The organism is Nocardia sp. NPDC050799 (assembly GCF_040654015.1).
Classification (GTDB): domain Bacteria; phylum Actinomycetota; class Actinomycetes; order Mycobacteriales; family Mycobacteriaceae; genus Nocardia.
This window is the reverse complement of sequence record NZ_JBFAHF010000003.1, coordinates 115894-131766: the sequence shown is the minus strand read 5'-3', so window position 1 is coordinate 131766 and position 15873 is coordinate 115894. Positions and strand designations below refer to the sequence as shown.

The 15873-nt window shown below is 66.5% G+C and carries 13 protein-coding genes; 10 read left to right on the top strand and 3 right to left on the bottom strand.

Annotated elements, in window-relative coordinates:
- Positions 1-294 precede the first annotated feature (294 nt).
- The 4 genes from AB0H42_RS04810 to AB0H42_RS04795 all read left to right on the top strand — a co-directional run bounded on the left by AB0H42_RS04810 (position 295) and on the right by AB0H42_RS04795 (position 8568).
- Positions 295-1347, top strand: coding sequence for a hypothetical protein (locus AB0H42_RS04810; protein WP_357049874.1), 1053 nt, complete (start codon positions 295-297; stop codon positions 1345-1347).
- A 368-nt stretch (positions 1348-1715) separates the two neighbouring features.
- Positions 1716-3017 (top strand): SidA/IucD/PvdA family monooxygenase, encoded by a 1302-nt coding sequence (locus AB0H42_RS04805; protein WP_357049870.1) that lies wholly within the window; start codon positions 1716-1718, stop codon positions 3015-3017.
- Positions 3018-3074: 57 nt separating this feature from the next.
- Entirely contained in the window at positions 3075-4013 is a 939-nt protein-coding gene (locus tag AB0H42_RS04800; protein ID WP_357049867.1) for a methionyl-tRNA formyltransferase, read from the top strand.
- A 55-nt stretch (positions 4014-4068) separates the two neighbouring features.
- Positions 4069-8568 carry an amino acid adenylation domain-containing protein gene (locus tag AB0H42_RS04795; protein ID WP_357049864.1) on the top strand — a complete coding sequence of 1500 codons (4500 nt, stop codon included), beginning with the start codon at positions 4069-4071 and terminating at the stop codon, positions 8566-8568.
- A 71-nt stretch (positions 8569-8639) separates the two neighbouring features.
- Here AB0H42_RS04795 and AB0H42_RS04790 read toward each other — a convergent pair whose 3' ends face one another.
- A complete protein-coding gene (locus AB0H42_RS04790) occupies positions 8640-10655 on the bottom strand; it encodes a M13 family metallopeptidase (protein WP_357049861.1) in 2016 nt (671 codons plus the stop codon).
- Between the two features lie 411 nt (positions 10656-11066).
- Between AB0H42_RS04790 and rplN the strand changes: the two genes are divergently transcribed.
- From rplN to AB0H42_RS04770, 4 genes are read left to right on the top strand one after another with little or no spacing between them, the layout of a single operon-like run.
- Complete coding sequence (gene rplN, locus AB0H42_RS04785; protein ID WP_357050216.1) at positions 11067-11435, top strand: 50S ribosomal protein L14; 369 nt, start codon at positions 11067-11069, stop codon at positions 11433-11435.
- A gap of 1 nt (position 11436) precedes the next feature.
- The gene (gene rplX, locus AB0H42_RS04780; protein ID WP_030522663.1) at positions 11437-11754 is read left to right on the top strand and encodes a 50S ribosomal protein L24; all 318 of its coding nucleotides are present in this window, start codon (positions 11437-11439) and stop codon (positions 11752-11754) included.
- A gap of 1 nt (position 11755) precedes the next feature.
- Positions 11756-12319: a 50S ribosomal protein L5 gene (gene rplE, locus AB0H42_RS04775; RefSeq protein WP_357049858.1), complete on the top strand. Its 564-nt coding sequence runs from the start codon at positions 11756-11758 to the stop codon at positions 12317-12319.
- A gap of 3 nt (positions 12320-12322) precedes the next feature.
- Positions 12323-12508, top strand: coding sequence for a type Z 30S ribosomal protein S14 (locus tag AB0H42_RS04770; RefSeq protein WP_030522661.1), 186 nt, complete (start codon positions 12323-12325; stop codon positions 12506-12508).
- A gap of 382 nt (positions 12509-12890) precedes the next feature.
- Here the strand turns inward: AB0H42_RS04770 and AB0H42_RS04765 are convergent, their stop codons facing one another.
- Both AB0H42_RS04765 and AB0H42_RS04760 read right to left on the bottom strand, forming a co-directional pair.
- Entirely contained in the window at positions 12891-13610 is a 720-nt protein-coding gene (locus AB0H42_RS04765; protein ID WP_357049855.1) for a DUF981 family protein, read from the bottom strand.
- 701 nt (positions 13611-14311) lie between these two features.
- Positions 14312-14473 (bottom strand): hypothetical protein, encoded by a 162-nt coding sequence (locus AB0H42_RS04760; protein ID WP_357049852.1) that lies wholly within the window; start codon positions 14471-14473, stop codon positions 14312-14314.
- Positions 14474-14588: 115 nt separating this feature from the next.
- On the opposite strand from AB0H42_RS04760, the gene AB0H42_RS04755 reads away from it, so the two are divergent.
- Both AB0H42_RS04755 and AB0H42_RS04750 read left to right on the top strand, forming a co-directional pair.
- Positions 14589-14996: a hypothetical protein gene (locus AB0H42_RS04755; RefSeq protein WP_357049849.1), complete on the top strand. Its 408-nt coding sequence runs from the start codon at positions 14589-14591 to the stop codon at positions 14994-14996.
- Between the two features lie 490 nt (positions 14997-15486).
- Positions 15487-15822, top strand: coding sequence for a hypothetical protein (locus AB0H42_RS04750; protein ID WP_357049846.1), 336 nt, complete (start codon positions 15487-15489; stop codon positions 15820-15822).
- The last annotated feature ends 51 nt before the right edge of the window (positions 15823-15873 follow it).

Genomic DNA, 15873 nt, shown 5'->3' with positions numbered 1-15873 from the left:
TTCGCGGGACGGAAGCTGTCGCCGAGCGACGGGCCCGGTTGCGACGGCAATCCGTACCGGGCCGGTGGGTACGAATTACGGGGGGACGCGCCGCGGTCCGTCCGGACGTGTTAGCTTAGCCTAAGCGAATTGCGATTGAGAATATCCGGCAAGGGTATGGAGAATCGGATTCTCGCATTGTAAGGTAAGCCTAATATCAAGGGTCGAAGGTGTGGTGACCGAGCCGACGACCAGCGAGGCGGGAGCGACGGTGGACGAGACCTATGCGCTCGCTACGGTGCCAGGAGGTGACTGATGACCGTTGTCGACGATATCAGGGGTATCGACTCGTTCGTCGTGCCGAGCCCGACGAGCGTCGAGCGCGAGCGGATACTCGGCGAATGGGCCACCGGTGTGGAACCGTACGACGTCTCCCCATTGGTCACCGTGATCAGGCACGGTCATATGGTGCCCGGAACCCGGGTGGCAGCTCGTTGCGGCGGCGGCGTGGTCACCTATGGCGACCTGTTCGACGGCCTCGGCAGCGCCGGGGGAGCGAGTGAATCGTCCGCGTCGCCGACTCCTGGGGGCATCGCCGCGTTACTGGCCGAGTTCGTCACGGCGTCCCGGGTCGGGGTCGGCCGTTTCGGCGCGAACGGTTTGCTGTTGAGCGCCGATGCGCTGGCGGTGGCCGTCGCCGACCGTCGCAATATCGCCGCCGATCGCCGGCCACGCCGGGTCGATCCGGCGATGCGGCCCGCGGATGTCCGGCTGCTGGCGCTGCCCTGGGGAGATCCGCAGAATACGGTGGACCTGCTGGCCGCGTGGTCCGCGGGTGCGTCGGTAGTGGTGCCGACGGAAGCGCAGCGCCGCGATCCGCTGGCGCTGGCCGGTCTCATCGAGACCTACGGTGTGACCCAGGTGGTCGCCGAAGCAGGGCTACCGATCCGATTCGTCGAGGCCGGCGTGGAACGGTTGCCCGCGGTGGCCCGATGGGATCTGATCGGCACATGCGGCGGGTCGATGCTGCCGGAAGCGGTGCGCTGCCTGGCCCCGGATGCCGTGGCGACCGTCGCGTTCCACGCTCCGGCGTACCTCGGTGCGGTGTCGCGCGGACCGCTGGCACCGACTGCGTGGACCCGGCCGGTTCCCGGCGCGAAGGTGCTGCTGCTGGACGAGGGTCGGTTGGTGGCGCCCGGAGTGGTCGGTGATGTCCATGTGGGTGGCCGGGCCCTGGGTGCCGAGTTCGCGCAAGGTCGTGACGGTGACTGTTTCGTGGGTGACCCCTACGATTCGCGATCCCGTCTGTTCCGTACCGGCCATCGGGGATGGTGGACGTCCGAGGGTCGCCTCATCATCGAATCGTGACCCTGCGGGCTGATCGGACTGCCCGGCCCGATGCGCCCGCCGAGTCCGTTCGGCACCCGGCGGCGCCGTGCCCCCCGCGTTCGCGGTCGGTTGGCACATAGTCGGAAATGGGCCGTGGTGGGCCGGCTTCGACGGCTGCTCGATCGGTCGATTTTCCGGAAGACCCGCCACTGCTGTCCGCGCTGGTCGACGGGCTTTTCGCGCGGTATCGACCGGTGAATTCCCTGAGCGGGCCCCGGTTTTCACGGCCGCCGGTGTTGTAAGGTAAGGCTATGCGAACCTGATGGGTCGAACGGCTCGGTGCGGTGCTCGGCATCGCACGAGATGAGGCCGACGCCAACGAACTGCCGGGAAAGTTGGGAGAACCAGTGGACAGACTTCTGGTGGTCGGCGCGGGCCCCAAGGCCATGGCCGTCGCGGCCAAAGCGTACGTGCTGCGCGAGCTGGGATTACCCGCACCGCAGGTCACCGTGGTGGAACCGAATGCGGTGGGCGGCAATTGGCTGCCCACCGGTGGATGGACCGATGGCAGACACCGGCTCGGAACGAGCCCGGAGAAGGATATCGGCTTCCCGTATCACTCCACCTGGGCGCGCGGCCACAATCATGCCGTCAACCAGGCGATGATGGCGTTCGGGTGGACAGCGTTCCTGGTGGATCGCGGTACCTACGCCGAATGGGTGGATCGCGGCAGGCCCAGTCCGGAGCACGCACTGTGGGCGAAATACCTGCAGTGGGTTGCTCGTAGATCCGAGGTCGAGGTGATCCGTGGCCGGGTTCGGTCGGTCGGCGTAGCGGACGGCGGCTGGCGGGCTGTGGTCGCCGACGCCGCAGGCGCGACGGTGGAGGTCGGCGCGGACCGGTTGATGATCACCGGTCCGGGCGACAGCGGGCGGGCCCTCGCCGATCATTCGAAGCTGCTGAGTATCGCCGATTTCTGGGATCTGGCGGGACGTCGGCAGCTGCCGCCTTCGTCCCGGGCGGCGGTGATCGGGGGTGGTGAGACCGCGGGATCGGCGATGGACGAGCTCGTACGCCACGACGTGCTGACCGTTTCGGTGATCTCGCCCGCGGCCACCATATACACGCGGGGCGAAAGTTATTTCGAGAACTCGCTCTTCAGTGATCCCGCCAAATGGTGTGCGCTCAGCATCGCCGAACGCCGCGATGTGGTGCGGCGTACCGACCGGGGCGTTTTCTCGGTGCGGGTGCAGGAAAGGTTGCTGGCGGACAACCGGGTTCATCATCTGCAGGGTCGAGTGGTGCGGGTGGCCGACGAGGGCGACGGGGTCGCGCTGACGTTGCGCAACGAAGCACGGCACGACCGGACACATGCCTTCGATCTGGTCGTGGATGCCACAGGCGGGCAGCCGCTGTGGTTTCTGGATCTGTTCGACGAGGAGGCGGCCGACCTGTTCGAGCTGGCCGTCGGCGGTCCGGCCACCCAGACCCGGATCGAGTCGGTGATCGGATACGACCTGGCGGTCGACGGATTGCCCGCGAAGTTGTATCTGCCGAATATGGCGGGTCTCGCCCAGGGGCCCGGGTTCCCGAACCTCAGCTGCCTGGGTGAACTTTCGGACCGGATCCTGGCGAGCGCGCCCGGGGCGCTCCCGGGCTCCGGTGTGGCGGCCGCATCCGTGCTACGGGAACGAGTCCTCAACCGCTGACGGTGATCATAGGATAGGCTTGCCTATGTTCTTATTGCCGATAGATGAGGTTCGTCGATGCGTATCGTGTCGTTCGGGTTCCAGACCTGGGGACGAAAGACTCTGCAAGCGCTGATCGATTCCGAGCACGAGGTGGTGCTCGCGGTGACCCACCCCGCCAGCGAGGACTCCTACAAGGGGATCTGGTCGGATTCGGTTCAAGAACTCGCCCGCGAGCACGGCATCCCGCTCCACCTGACCGAACACGCCGACGCCGAGACGATCGACCTGGTGAAGCGGGCCGAACCGGATGTCATCGTGGTGAACAGCTGGTACACCTGGATGCCGGCGGAGCTGTACGATATGCCCACTTACGGCACGCTCAACCTGCACGATTCGCTGCTGCCGAAGTTCACCGGATTCTCACCGGTGCTGTGGGCACTGATCAGCGGCGCGACCGAGTTCGGTCTGACGGTGCATCGGATGGACGATCAACTCGACACCGGCGATATCCTCGTGCAGCATTCGCTGCCGATCGGGCCCCGAGCCACGGGCACGGAATTGGTGCTCGCGGGAATGGAACTCATCCCGGGCGCGATCCACGAGGCTCTCGCGGCGCTCTCCTCCGGGACCGTGCAATGGCGCCCCCAGGACAAGGCCGCACGTACCTACTTCCACAAGCGTTCCGATCGGGACAGTCGTATCGATTGGCATTGGAACGCAACGGATCTGGAGCGTTTCGTCCGAGCCCTGTCGGCGCCGTATCCGCGCGCGTACAGCCACTATCGCGGTGAGCGTATCGAGGTGCTCGAGGCGGATGTGTCCACCGCCCGCTACGGCGGGACGCCGGGGCGGGTCATCGTCCAGGAGGGCGGCGGTGTGGTGGTGTGCGGCCCGGATGCCCATCGCGGAGAGAACCACGGGTTGCTGATCACCCGGGTGCGTGCCGGCGGCGTCGAACACAGTGGTGCCGAATTCTTCCGGCGTGGCGGGTATCTGACCGACGCGGCGGAATGATCCGGCCCCGGCCGGACCAGCCGGTCGAAAAGGACCATCAGGGCCGAAGGGAATCATGTCGATCATCGTCAACGCCGCGAACCAGGAGGCCGAACGGGTCGATGCGGCCGTACCGGGCCCGACGACCCGGCGGCGGTTGTCCGCCGGGCAACGGCGCGCCTGGTTCCTGCAGACCCGTGATCCCGACGACACCCAGCTCAATATCCCGCTCGGCTACCGGCTCCGCGGCACGCTCGATATCAAACGGCTTCGCGCGGCAGTGGAATCCATTGCCGAGCGGCACGACGTCCTGCGCACCACCTACGGGTTCGGGCCGGACGGCGAGCCCTACGGTGTGGTGCGCACAGATCTCCCTCTCGGCTGGCAGGAGTACGACCTCGCCGCGCTGGCCACCGAACCCGCGCGGCGCCGGATCGAGGTGCTCACGCGGCGGGCGCTATCGCAGCCGTTCGATCTCGCGGAGGATCCACCGCTGCGCGCTACCCTCATCCGGCGCGGCACCGAGGATCACCTGTTACTGCTGGTGATGCACACGATCGCGTGGGACGACGAATCGGCTTCCGTGCTCGCCGCGGAGTTGACGGCGGGCTACAACGACCCCTCGTCGAGGGCGGAGCCGATCCGGTTCGCGGAACTCCCCGACAATGCGGATCCCGGCAACGCGCCTCTCGAATACTGGTGCCGGGAGCTGTCCCCGCTACCGGAGCCATTGGAACTACCGGGCCGATCCGCGCAGCGTATCCAGGGTCGGGGAGCTGTCGGCCAAGCGTCGGTACCTCTTCCCGGTTCGCTGCCGGGCCGGATCCGCGATGCCGCCGCCGAATACGGAGTCGCCGAATCGGCGCTGCTGCTCGCCGCGTTCGCCGCGCTCATCCACCGCTATACCGCCACCCGCGATTTCCTGACAGCGGTGCCGGTCGACACCCGTGAACCGGAGGCAGCCGGGCGAATCGGCTATTTCGGTAACACTCTGTTGATCCGATGCACACCGGACCCCGCGCAGACATTCGGGCAGTTCCTCACCCGGGTGGCCGGCACTCTCGCCGAAGGACTCGCTCGTCGGCACACCGGAATAGATCGGGTGGTGCACGCGATGAATCCCGACCGCACCGGTGCCCGCGACGGGTTGGCTCAGCTGGTGCGCGTCGGCTTCGGGGTGCGTGCGCCGAGCGCTCTACCGGTCCTGCACGGGATCACCGCGACCCTGGAGGCCGCCGGGTCACCGGTCGCGCCGGTGCCGCTGCATATCAGCGTAATACTCGACCCGCAGCAACCACAGGTGGATGCCGTTTACCGGCTCGACCACCTGGACAGCGGACTGGTCGAAAAAGCGCTCACCCATTATCTGCGGTTGCTCGACAGCGCACTGAGTGATCCCGGGACACGGTTGGGGGAGCTGGATCTCTTCGGCGCCGACGACCGGAGCGCGCTCCTCGCCCGGTCCCACGGCGAACTGGTGCCCTATGAGCCCACGACACTCGTTGCCCTGGTCGAGGACCGGGTCGCGCGTGCGGCGGCCGCCATCGCACTGACGGCTCCCGGGTCCCGCCTCGACCTGACCTACGCCGAACTCAACACTCGTGCCAATCGGCTGGCGCGATGGCTGGCCGGGCAAGGTATCGGGACAGAGGATCTCGTGGGCTTGCGCATCACCGGGTCCGTGGAGTTCGTGGTAGCGGTTCTGGCGGTGCTGAAGGCGGGAGCCGCCTACCTTCCGATCGATCCTGCCTATCCGGGCAAACGCATCGACTTCCTGTACGCGGACGCCCGTCCGCGACTGGTTCTCGACCCGGCCGAACTGGCCGTCGCCGAGGAGTGTGCCGCCGGCCTCGCCGGACACGATCTCTCCGACGAAGAACGGGTGCGTCCGTTGCGACCGGGCAATACGGCCTATGTCATCTACACGTCGGGTTCTACGGGAACGCCGAAGGGAGTAGCGGTCGCGCACGAGGCCATATCCGCTCATCTGCGCGGGTTCACCGCGGAGTGGGATATGACCTCCGCGGACCGGCTGTTGCAGTCCTCCTCGGTGAGTTTCGACGCGTCCCTGCTCGATATCTTCGTCACCTTGTCCCTCGGGGCCTGCCTGGTCATTCCGAAACCGGACGCGCTGCGCGATATCCCCTACATCTCCGACCTGATCACCCGGCACGGGGTGACGGTGCTGCATATGGTGCCGTCGTTGCTGAGCACCTTTCTCGTGCTGCCGGAGGTCGCCGAATGGCGAGCGTTGCGCCGGGTCCCGGTGGGCGGTGAGGCGCTGCCGGGTGAGGTCGCCGATCGGTTCGCGGGCATCTTCGACGCGGAATTGCGCAACCACTACGGTCCCACCGAGGCAGTGGTCTCGGCCACTCATCTCACCGTGCGCGGCCCGCAGGGCACCCGAGTCGTGCCGGTCGGCGTACCGAACCGCAACGTATTCGTCTACCTGCTGGACGATCGGCTACAGCTCGTAGCGGACGGGGTCACCGGCGAGATCTACCTGGGCGGAGAACAACTGGCTCGCGGCTATCTGCACCGATCGGCGCTGACCGCGCAACGGTTCGTCGCCGACCCTTTCCGGCCTGGGCGGCGGCTGTACCGCACCGGCGATCTGGCGCGGCGAAACGGCGCGGGTGAGCTGGAGTTCATCGGACGTGCCGACGAGCAGGTCAAGGTGCGGGGGTATCGGGTCGAAACCGGTGAGGTACAGGCGGCGCTGTCCGCGCATCCGGGGGTCGGGGCGTGCGCGGTGGTGGCGTTCCGGGATCCGGCCACCGGAACGGGCCTGGCCGCCTACCTGGTTCCTGTCTCCGGAACCGTGGAGGTGGCCGAAATCCGGGCGTACGTGGCGAAAATCCTTCCGGAATACATGCTGCCCACGGCCTGGGCGGTGATCGACGAGATTCCACTGACCGAGCACGGGAAACTCGACCGCCGGGCGCTCCCCGAGCCGAGTCGTTTCCGAGCCGCCACGACGCGGCCACCCGGCACCGCCACCGAGGTCCGGCTGGCCGGACTGTTCGGTGCGATTTTCGATTGCGAGCAGGTCGGCGCCGACGATTCGTTCTTCGAACTCGGTGGACATTCCCTGCTCGCGAACCGCCTGGTACAGCTGATCCGCGCGGAGTTCGGTGTCGAGGTCGATGTGCGGGCGCCGTTCGACACCCCGACCGTGGCGGGCCTGGCAGCGGTGATCGACGCGACACCGGCCATCACCACCGGGCGGCCCGCACTGGAGCGCGGGCCGCGCCCCGTGCGTATTCCATTGTCGTTCAACCAGCGCGCGGTCCCGCTGTCCGGAGCCGGTGCTACGGTCCGGCTGGCTGCCCGCTTGGCCGGCCCGCTCGACCACGAGGCATTGACCGAAGCTTTTCACGATGTGTCCGCGCGGCACGAGATTCTGCGGACAGTCGTGGCCGGCGACGGTGAGTCGCGGCACCAGGTGGTACAGCCGGAACTCCGCGCGGAGATCCGCCGCATCGTGATCGCGGAAAGCGATCTGACCCGGGTCCTCGCCGCGGTACCGAGCGCTTTCGTCCGGACGGTGGGCCCTCTGCTACGCGCGGAACTGTTCGTTCTCGGCGTGGACGATCACGTCCTCGTCATCACCGCCGACCGGCTGGTGGCCGACGCGCAGTCGCTGCGAATCGTGTTCACCGATCTGGCCACGGCCTATCGGAGCCGGGCCGGGGCCGGTAACGCACCACAGTGGGCGGGACCGGCGATCGCTTACGCCGACTACACGCTGTGGCAACTGGCCACCGTCGAAACGACCGGGCCGCAGTTGGCTCATTGGCGCGCCGCATCGGCGGGCCTACCGGAATCCGCCGCCGCGGTCGGCGACGGATCCGCTGCCCGCCGGTGCAGCGAATTCACGGTATCCACCGCATTGCGCCGGAGGTTGCGCGCGCACGCCGAAACCATGGACGCGTCCGAGTACATGCTGTATCAGGCTGTGGTGGCCGCGTTACTGCACGCGCTCGGAGCGGGCTCCGATATCGCGCTCGGCGCACCGGTTTCCGGCCGGGCCGACGCTTCGGCGGCCGACGTGGTGGGCCCGCTGTCCGCGGCGGTGGTACTGCGCCACGATCTGTCCGGCGAGCCGACCCTGCGTACGGTGCTCGATCGTGCGCGCGGCACGGCGCTCGGGGTCTACGGAAGTCAGGACATGCTGATCGACGGTATCGCCGCGGCGGTGTGTCCGGGCCATTCCCCCTACGATCTGTGCCGGGCTGTGGTGGACTTCGACGACCGCACGCGTCCGGGCGGCCGATACTGGCTCGGGGACGATGTCTCGGTGCGGATACTGGAGAGCCCACGCGAGACTGTGCACCGCCTGGTGTTCGCTTTCACGCCGGGGGCCGCGGGCGAGCTGCGGGTGGGTGTACACGCCGACGCCGAGTACCACGAGCAGAACACGGTCGATCTTCTCGGGCGGTATCTGCGACAACTTCTGTCGACGTTCGTCGATTCTCCGGATATGCCTGCGTCGGAGTCGGTTCGGCCGGGCACGCCGCGGGTCCGGTGGACGGCGGGCGGTGTGCTCGCCGCTGAGCCCTGCGAGTTCGAATAACCGCGGGAGTCCGTGTTCCGGCGGCCGGTCTCTCGCGACCCGGCTACCACGCCACTGCGGACCTTGAAAGCTCACAGTTCGATGCGCTGCTCCTCGGGGAGGAAGAGCTTGTCCGTCTCCACCACACCGAAGGTCCGGTAGAACTCCGCGATATTGCGGACCACCTGGTTCACCCGGAACTCGTCGGGAGAATGGGTGTCACCGGCGAGCAGCTGTTCGGTGACCTCGGGGGTCTGCTTGGAGCGCCAGATCCGCGAATACGAATTGAACATGGTGCGGTAGTCGGGGTTCGTGACACCCTGGCGCTGCTCGGCGATCCGGTAGGCGGCCAGTGCGATCTGCAACCCACGCAGATCGGCCAGATTCTCCCCGACGGTGAGTGCGCCGTTCACATGCTGCTCCGGCGGCAGGCCCGCGGGGACCAGGGCGTTGTACTGCTCGATGAGCGCCTGGGATTTGGCGTCGAAGGCGTCCCGGTCGGCGGGGGTCCACCAGTCGCGCTGGTTACCGTCCCCGTCGAACTTCGAACCCTGGTCGTCGAAACCGTGCCCGATCTCGTGCCCGATCACCGCACCGACTCCGCCGTAGTTCACCGCGATCTCGGCGTCGGCGTCGAAGAACGGCGGCTGCAGGAACGCGGCGGGGAACACGATCTCGTTGTTGGTGGCGGAATAGTAGGCGTTCACCGTCTGCGGTGAGGCACTCCACTCTGCCTTGTCCACCGGCTTCCCCAGCCGGTCGAAGGACCGTTTCACCTCGAAATCGTTGATGGCGCGCAGGGATTCGATCAGCTTGCCGCGGGTGACCTTCAACCCGGAATAGTCCACCCACTTGTCGGGATACCCGAGTTTGGTGCCGATCTTGTCCAGTTTCTCGATCGAGGCCCGGCGGGTCTCGGGCGACATCCAGGCGGAATGGGTGAAGTTCTCCCGGTAGGCCGCCATCAGATCGTCGACCATCGCCTCGACCCGTTCCTTGGCCTCGGGCGGGAAATGCTTGTCCACGTACAGCTTGCCCAGCTGTTCGCTCAGGTTGCCGTCCACCGAGCCGACGGCCGACTTCCAGAGCTCCGGCCGCTGCTTCAGCCCGGACATCAGCCGCCCGTTGAAATCGAAATTGGCGTCGGAGATCTCCTTGGGCAGCACGTTCGCATAGGTCTTGAGCACCGCGAGCTTCAAATAGTCGCGCCAGATCGCGATATCGGTCGCCGCCCAGATCTTGCCCGCCTCGGTGACGAACGAGGGCTGGTTCACCACCACCTTCGCGAACAGATCCCTGGGCCGGTCGGTGATACCGCGCAGCCACGGGTCCCAGTCGTATTCCGGGGCCAGGGCGGTGGCCTTGTCCCAATCGAAGACGTTGTAGGTGGCCTCCGCGTCGCGGTTGCGCACATTGTCCCAGTGCGCGGTGGCGATCCGCTTCTCCAGGTCCAGCAGCCGCCCGGCCACCCCGGCGGGGTCGGGCAGATCCGCACCCTTGGCCAGGCGTTCCAGAAAGGTCCGGTAACCGGCCAGTTCCTCGGCGAACCGCGGGTCGCGATAGTACTGCTCGTCCAGGCCCAGCCCGGATTGCCCGATCGCGGGGATATGGGCCGAGGAGTTCTTCTGGTCGATACTCACGCCGATACCGATCAGCCCGCCGATCGGCAGCCGGCCCATCACCTCGGCCAGGGCCGGTTTGTCCTTCGCGTCCTCGATCTCGGCGAACATCGAATCCAGGGGCGTCAGACCCAGCCGCTCGATCTCGTCCAGGTCCATCCGCGCGTCGTACAGGTCGCGGATCTGCTGGGCTTCGGTCCCGTCCGCCGGGTCGCTGATGCTCTCGATGATCTCCCGCAGCTGCTGCTGGGTGCGTTCCCCGGCCTCGCTGAACGCCCCGTAGGCGGTTTTGTCCGGCGGCAGCTGGTACTCGCGCAGCCATTTACCGTTGACGTGCCGGTAGAGATCGTCCTGGGGCCGGATCGCCGGATCGGAACCGCTCATATCGACGGTCACCAGCTTTATGGGTGTGGCCTCGGAGCAGGAGGCCAGCCACGCGGCCGCGGGCGCGAGCCCCAGCGCGACGAGGAACCCACGGCGATCGAGCACCACTCGACGATCCGATGATTTCAACGAAACCTCTCCCCGATGCGGGACCCGCACCTCTCTATGGCGAACCGGCCCCATGAGGCTACCGGCGCCCCCTCCCAACGTCGCGCCGGGAGACACGGACCGGCCCGGCCCCGGGACCGTGGGTATCGACAGCCGGGGACCGCCGGGCTCTGGAGTGACAGCGCGAAGGATCGCGGCGACGACCCCCCGATTTCGGTTTGAGCAGGGGATTCGCTATCCTTGACCGGTTGCCTGCGGGCCCGGTGCCCGCGATTCGGCCGCGAACCCCCGGTGGTTGATCGTCGAGATCGTAGAGAACCGCTGGTAGGCGTGCGTTCGGATGGCGACAGACCATGCCCGTCGGGTCGGCAATCCGGCGTGCTTATCGTCCAGGTCGAGGAGGCTGAAGTGATTCAGCAGGAGTCGCGGCTGCGCGTCGCCGACAACACGGGTGCCAAGGAGATTCTCTGCATCCGCGTTCTCGGTGGTTCGTCGCGCCGCTATGCCGGTATCGGCGATGTCATCGTCGCCACTGTGAAAGAGGCCATCCCCGGCGGCAACGTCAAACGGGGTGACGTGGTGAAGGCCGTCGTGGTGCGCACCACCAAGGAACGGCGCCGTCCGGATGGTTCCTACATCCGTTTCGACGAGAACGCCGCCGTGCTCATCAAGGCGGACAACGACCCGCGCGGCACCCGCATCTTCGGCCCGGTCGGGCGCGAGCTGCGCGACAAGAAGTTCATGAAGATCGTTTCGCTGGCCCCGGAGGTGCTCTGACATGAAGGTGCACAAGGGCGATACCGTGCTCGTCGTCTCGGGCAAGGACAAGGGCGCCAAGGGCAAGGTCATCCAGGCCTTCCCGAAGGACAACCGGATCCTGGTCGAGGGCGTGAACCGGATCAAGAAGCACGTCGCGAACTCCGCGAACCTGCGTGGCGCCTCCTCCGGCGGCATCGTGACCCAGGAAGCGCCCATCCACGTGTCGAACGTGATGGTCGTCGACTCGGACGGTAACCCGACCCGGATCGGCTACCGCACCGACGAAGAAACCGGCAAGCGGGTTCGGATCTCCCGTAAGAACGGGAAGGACATCTGATATGACCACCACCGAGAAAGTGCAGCCCCGGCTCAAGCAGCGCTACCGTGCCGAGATCAAGGACGCGCTGAACAGCGAGTTCAACTACCCCAACGTCATGCAGATCCCGGGCGTGGTCAAGGTCGTGGTGAACATGGGTGTCGGTGACGCCGCCCGCGACGCGAAGCTGATCAACGGCGCGGTCGAGGACCTGGCCCTGATCACCGGCCAGAAGCCGCAGATCCGCAAGGCCACCAAGTCCATCGCGCAGTTCAAACTGCGTGAGGGTATGCCGATCGGCGCCAAGGTCACCCTGCGCGGCGACCGGATGTGGGAGTTCCTGGACCGCCTGGTCTCGATCGCCCTGCCCCGTATCCGCGACTTCCGCGGCCTGTCGCCCAAGCAGTTCGACGGCAACGGCAACTACACGTTCGGCCTGAGCGAGCAGTCGATGTTCCACGAGATCGATGTGGACAAGATCGACCGTCCGCGCGGTATGGACATCACCGTTGTCACCACCGCGACCAACAACGAAGAAGGCCGTGCCCTGCTGAAGCACCTCGGCTTCCCGTTCAAGGAGAACTGAGACATGGCCAAGAAAGCACTGATCAACAAGGCCAACCGCAAGCCGAAGTTCGCTGTCCGCGCCTACACCCGCTGCCAGCGTTGCGGCCGGCCGCACGCGGTGTACCGCAAGTTCGGCCTGTGCCGCGTGTGCCTGCGCGAAATGGCGCACCGCGGCGAACTGCCGGGCGTGCACAAGAGCTCCTGGTGAGCTGATCCCGGACGGTTCGCCGATCCGGGATCGATACACAGCGAAGGACCCGAGCCTCGGCTCGGGTCCTTCGGTGCGTCCCGACTGTCGCCGGTGTTGCCGTCGGACGATACCTGTTGTCGCGCAGAGGCGGGACCGCCGCCGGTTACTCTGCGAAGATTCGATCGGCCTTGGATACCCACGCGATGGACCGCTGTGCTCCGGGGCCGCGGGTGCACGACGGAAGCGTGGTCATCTCCGGCCGGGTACGGCCACCCTGATCGCCGAGGCCGAGCCGACGCTCGGGTCCATCTCCCGTCGGCCGGTCGAGGACAGTGCGATCCGCATCGGAAGAGCGAACTCTGCGGTCGGCGTTTCGAGCAGCGACCCTCGCGCCGGACTCCTAGGACGTGTTCATGATGAGGCCGATATGCGTGAAGTAGTTCATTACCGAGAACGCTATCCAGGCGATGCCGGAAATGCACCAGCAGATCGCTATCACATAGCCGACCATCCGATTGCTGTTCTTGGTGAACGCCGGCGTCAGTACGGCTCCTGCGGCGATCAGGAAGAACAGTGTCGAGATGAACACCGACTCCACCATGGGCGAATCGGCGAACATACCGGTGATGGGCTCTTCCGGTGGGGCGCCGAACAACTGGTATCTGATACCGGCGACTCCGATGGCGGCCATTCCCGCGCCGACAGCGGCGACCAGATACGACACCGGCCTCATCGTGGTGAACAGGTTCGCGGTGTCTTCGCCCCCGGGTCGTGACCGGATCTTCCACAGATAGAACGCGGCAGCCAGCAGCAGAACACCCAGAGCCAGCGATCCCTCGCCGAAAACTATATTCGCCTGCGGAACCACCGAGAAGGGCCATTCTACGGTCATATGCCCACCGAGGAAGGTCAGCAGTGCGCCGTTGATTCCGAATGCCAAAGCGTATCCATCGAAGTCCGAAGGCGTACCTTCCAGGATCTTCCGCCCCAGCGAGACAACCAGTAGGAGGGATACGCCCGCGGATATCCCCATCAAAGTGTTGTACATCTGGAAGCGATCCCAGGGAAACTCTGCGGGTGCTGCCAGGAGTGCCGGCGGAATGGTTGTTGTCGAAAGCATGAAATTCTCTTACTTCTTGTGAGCTGTGCCGATGGATGACGATTTACCAGCTGTCCCGATCGGTCGATCGGACAGCTGGGGCCGGTCGACTCGGCGTATCGATCGGCTCGGCCTCTGGTGTCATACCCGATGGCCGCGAGTTCGCGGGGTTGGCCAGAGAGTGATTCCGGGTTCGGTTCGATGTCTGTCCTGCGTGCCCTCCGGCCCGGCGGTTGTAGCAATGCGATTCGCTGTCGTGGGTCGGCGCGCCTCCGGCATGCGATAGCCCCGAGTATCGTCCGTGCTACATATTGGCCATGGCGTTGCTGTGTATCAGCTGTGTAACAGTTTCGGCTCTCCGATGACCGTGTCGGAGAGTGCCGACTCGAGTCGGGGGTCGTATCTGCGCGGCGCAGCTCGCCCGATCTCGTTCAGCCGGTGGCGGCAGGATCGCCGAGGGGAATCGTGAGCCTCTCCGGTTCGACTCCGCCGTTCGCGGTCGGCTCGCCTGTGGGTCGGCCGCTCCCCGAAGCGATCGAACATCCGGTCACCGTGCGAGCGCCTCGCTCGGCAGTGAAGTCGCCGGATAGCGCCGAGGAGAATCCGTTGCACCGCCGTGCCGATCCTCGAGGGATCGCCGATACCGGCGCAAGCGATCGAGATGCAAAGCAATCACCGACGAGCAGTAGCCGTGACTTCGGAGTTGCGCCTGTGACGGGGCTTCATCCCGCGCTGCGGCTCCCCACCCAGGCCGTCGCGTGCGGCGAGCCGGGCGCCGTGGACGACTTCCGGTCATCGGCATATCTCTCCGGGAGCGCGTCGAGATCACAAGCCGGCGTGGTGAGGATGTCCTCGGTGCCGATGCGCAGCAAATAGGAGCGCATGCGTCATGCCTCGGCAGTGTTCGTGGTAGCTGTTGCGGCATAATCGAATTCGTTCCCAGCCTCGAGCGGAACCGGAAAAATCGGGCGCAGGTGACGTCGGTTAATATCGGCGACTGTGAGGCATATCGCGCGGGCGCCGCAGCTGCTGCGGGTGCTCGTGCTCGTTTTCGCCGCGGTGGTGCTGACGCTCGAGGTCCGCGACGGCCAGATGGTCGACCCGCGGGAAACCACTTATGTCTCGCTCGTGTCCTTCCTTGTCGCGGAGCGTAATTCGGCCGAGTCCGAGGTCGAACGGCCCGGCGAATCCGGCGGGCAGTCCGTGCACTGCCGCTACGCCTGCGCGCGTGCCGCGGTACCGCGCCCCCGGCTGGGCGACCTGTGGCCTGTTGCGCTGATCTTCATGGGTCTCGTTGTGGGACTGCTGGATTACGCGCGGCGGACTTCGCCGAGGGTGCCACCGGCGTGCTCTCCGGGCGCGACCGGAGAACAGATTCTGCTGCGTCTGTGCGTCTGCCGGAGATGACAGCTCTACGCCGAGCCGGCGGGCCGATGCCCGCACCGCCGCTGCGGGCTGCCTCGACATCGGGACGTGCGATCCCGGAGACGGCTGTGCTGGGTTGGTGCGCGTACCGCGGGTGATCCCGGGTACCGGTCCGTGATCGTGGCCTGCCGGGTACGGGCCCAGGCGAACGGAAAGTCGGGCCCGCGCCGGTCGTGCGCATCGATTCGTTCGTAACGAACCGTTTCCCGCCCGCTCACGCCATTCGCTTCTGCTCCGGCGGTTCCGGAGGGGTGGCCTTCGCGACTCCGAAAGGCGTCGGCGGAGCTGTCCGGCAACGGACGCTCCCATTCCGGCGCCGGTTCCGCAGAAAGGAACGCGCCGAACGTAACAGCCTTCTCACTTTCGGCCCGGTGCTCGGTCGCCCGAGTGGACAAGGGCCCTGCCGACTGCCGTCCCTGACGGCGCCAGAACACATCGGACACATGATCAAACGACTACACAGGAGATATTCGTGAGATTTCACCTTCCACTGACCGTCCTCGCCGCCTCGGCCGGTTGTCTCGTTCTCGGGAGCGGCCCGGCTTCGGCGCTGGCGGTCGATCGATCCGAGGAAGCTGTCACCGTGCATCTCACCGCCGTGGAGGCCCGGGCGGTCGAGGACCTGAACCTCGGACCTCTCCTCGGCGCACTGCCCCCCAACTTCACCCCGGAGGCGAAACAACGTCTCGGTGAGAGCATCACCGAGTACGCCGGCCGAGCCGCCGACCAGCCGGGATCGACCCTGTCGGTCATCATCGACCAGCCGATCGCGGCGCCGCCGGGTGTGAGCGTCACCGTCACCCGCTGATCCACGGGTGATCACCGCCCGGCCGGCGAAACCCCGATTCCGGCCGGGCGG

Coding starts and splice junctions, on each gene's coding strand:
- AB0H42_RS04765 (WP_357049855.1), bottom strand. CDS start 13,610: ATGCTTTCGACAACAACCATTCCGCCGGCACTCCTGGCAGCACCCGCA.
- AB0H42_RS04760 (WP_357049852.1), bottom strand. CDS start 14,473: ATGCGCTCCTATTTGCTGCGCATCGGCACCGAGGACATCCTCACCACG.
- rplX (WP_030522663.1), top strand. CDS start 11,437: ATGAAGGTGCACAAGGGCGATACCGTGCTCGTCGTCTCGGGCAAGGAC.
- AB0H42_RS04800 (WP_357049867.1), top strand. CDS start 3,075: ATGCGTATCGTGTCGTTCGGGTTCCAGACCTGGGGACGAAAGACTCTG.
- AB0H42_RS04770 (WP_030522661.1), top strand. CDS start 12,323: ATGGCCAAGAAAGCACTGATCAACAAGGCCAACCGCAAGCCGAAGTTC.
- rplE (WP_357049858.1), top strand. CDS start 11,756: ATGACCACCACCGAGAAAGTGCAGCCCCGGCTCAAGCAGCGCTACCGT.
- AB0H42_RS04810 (WP_357049874.1), top strand. CDS start 295: ATGACCGTTGTCGACGATATCAGGGGTATCGACTCGTTCGTCGTGCCG.
- AB0H42_RS04795 (WP_357049864.1), top strand. CDS start 4,069: ATGTCGATCATCGTCAACGCCGCGAACCAGGAGGCCGAACGGGTCGAT.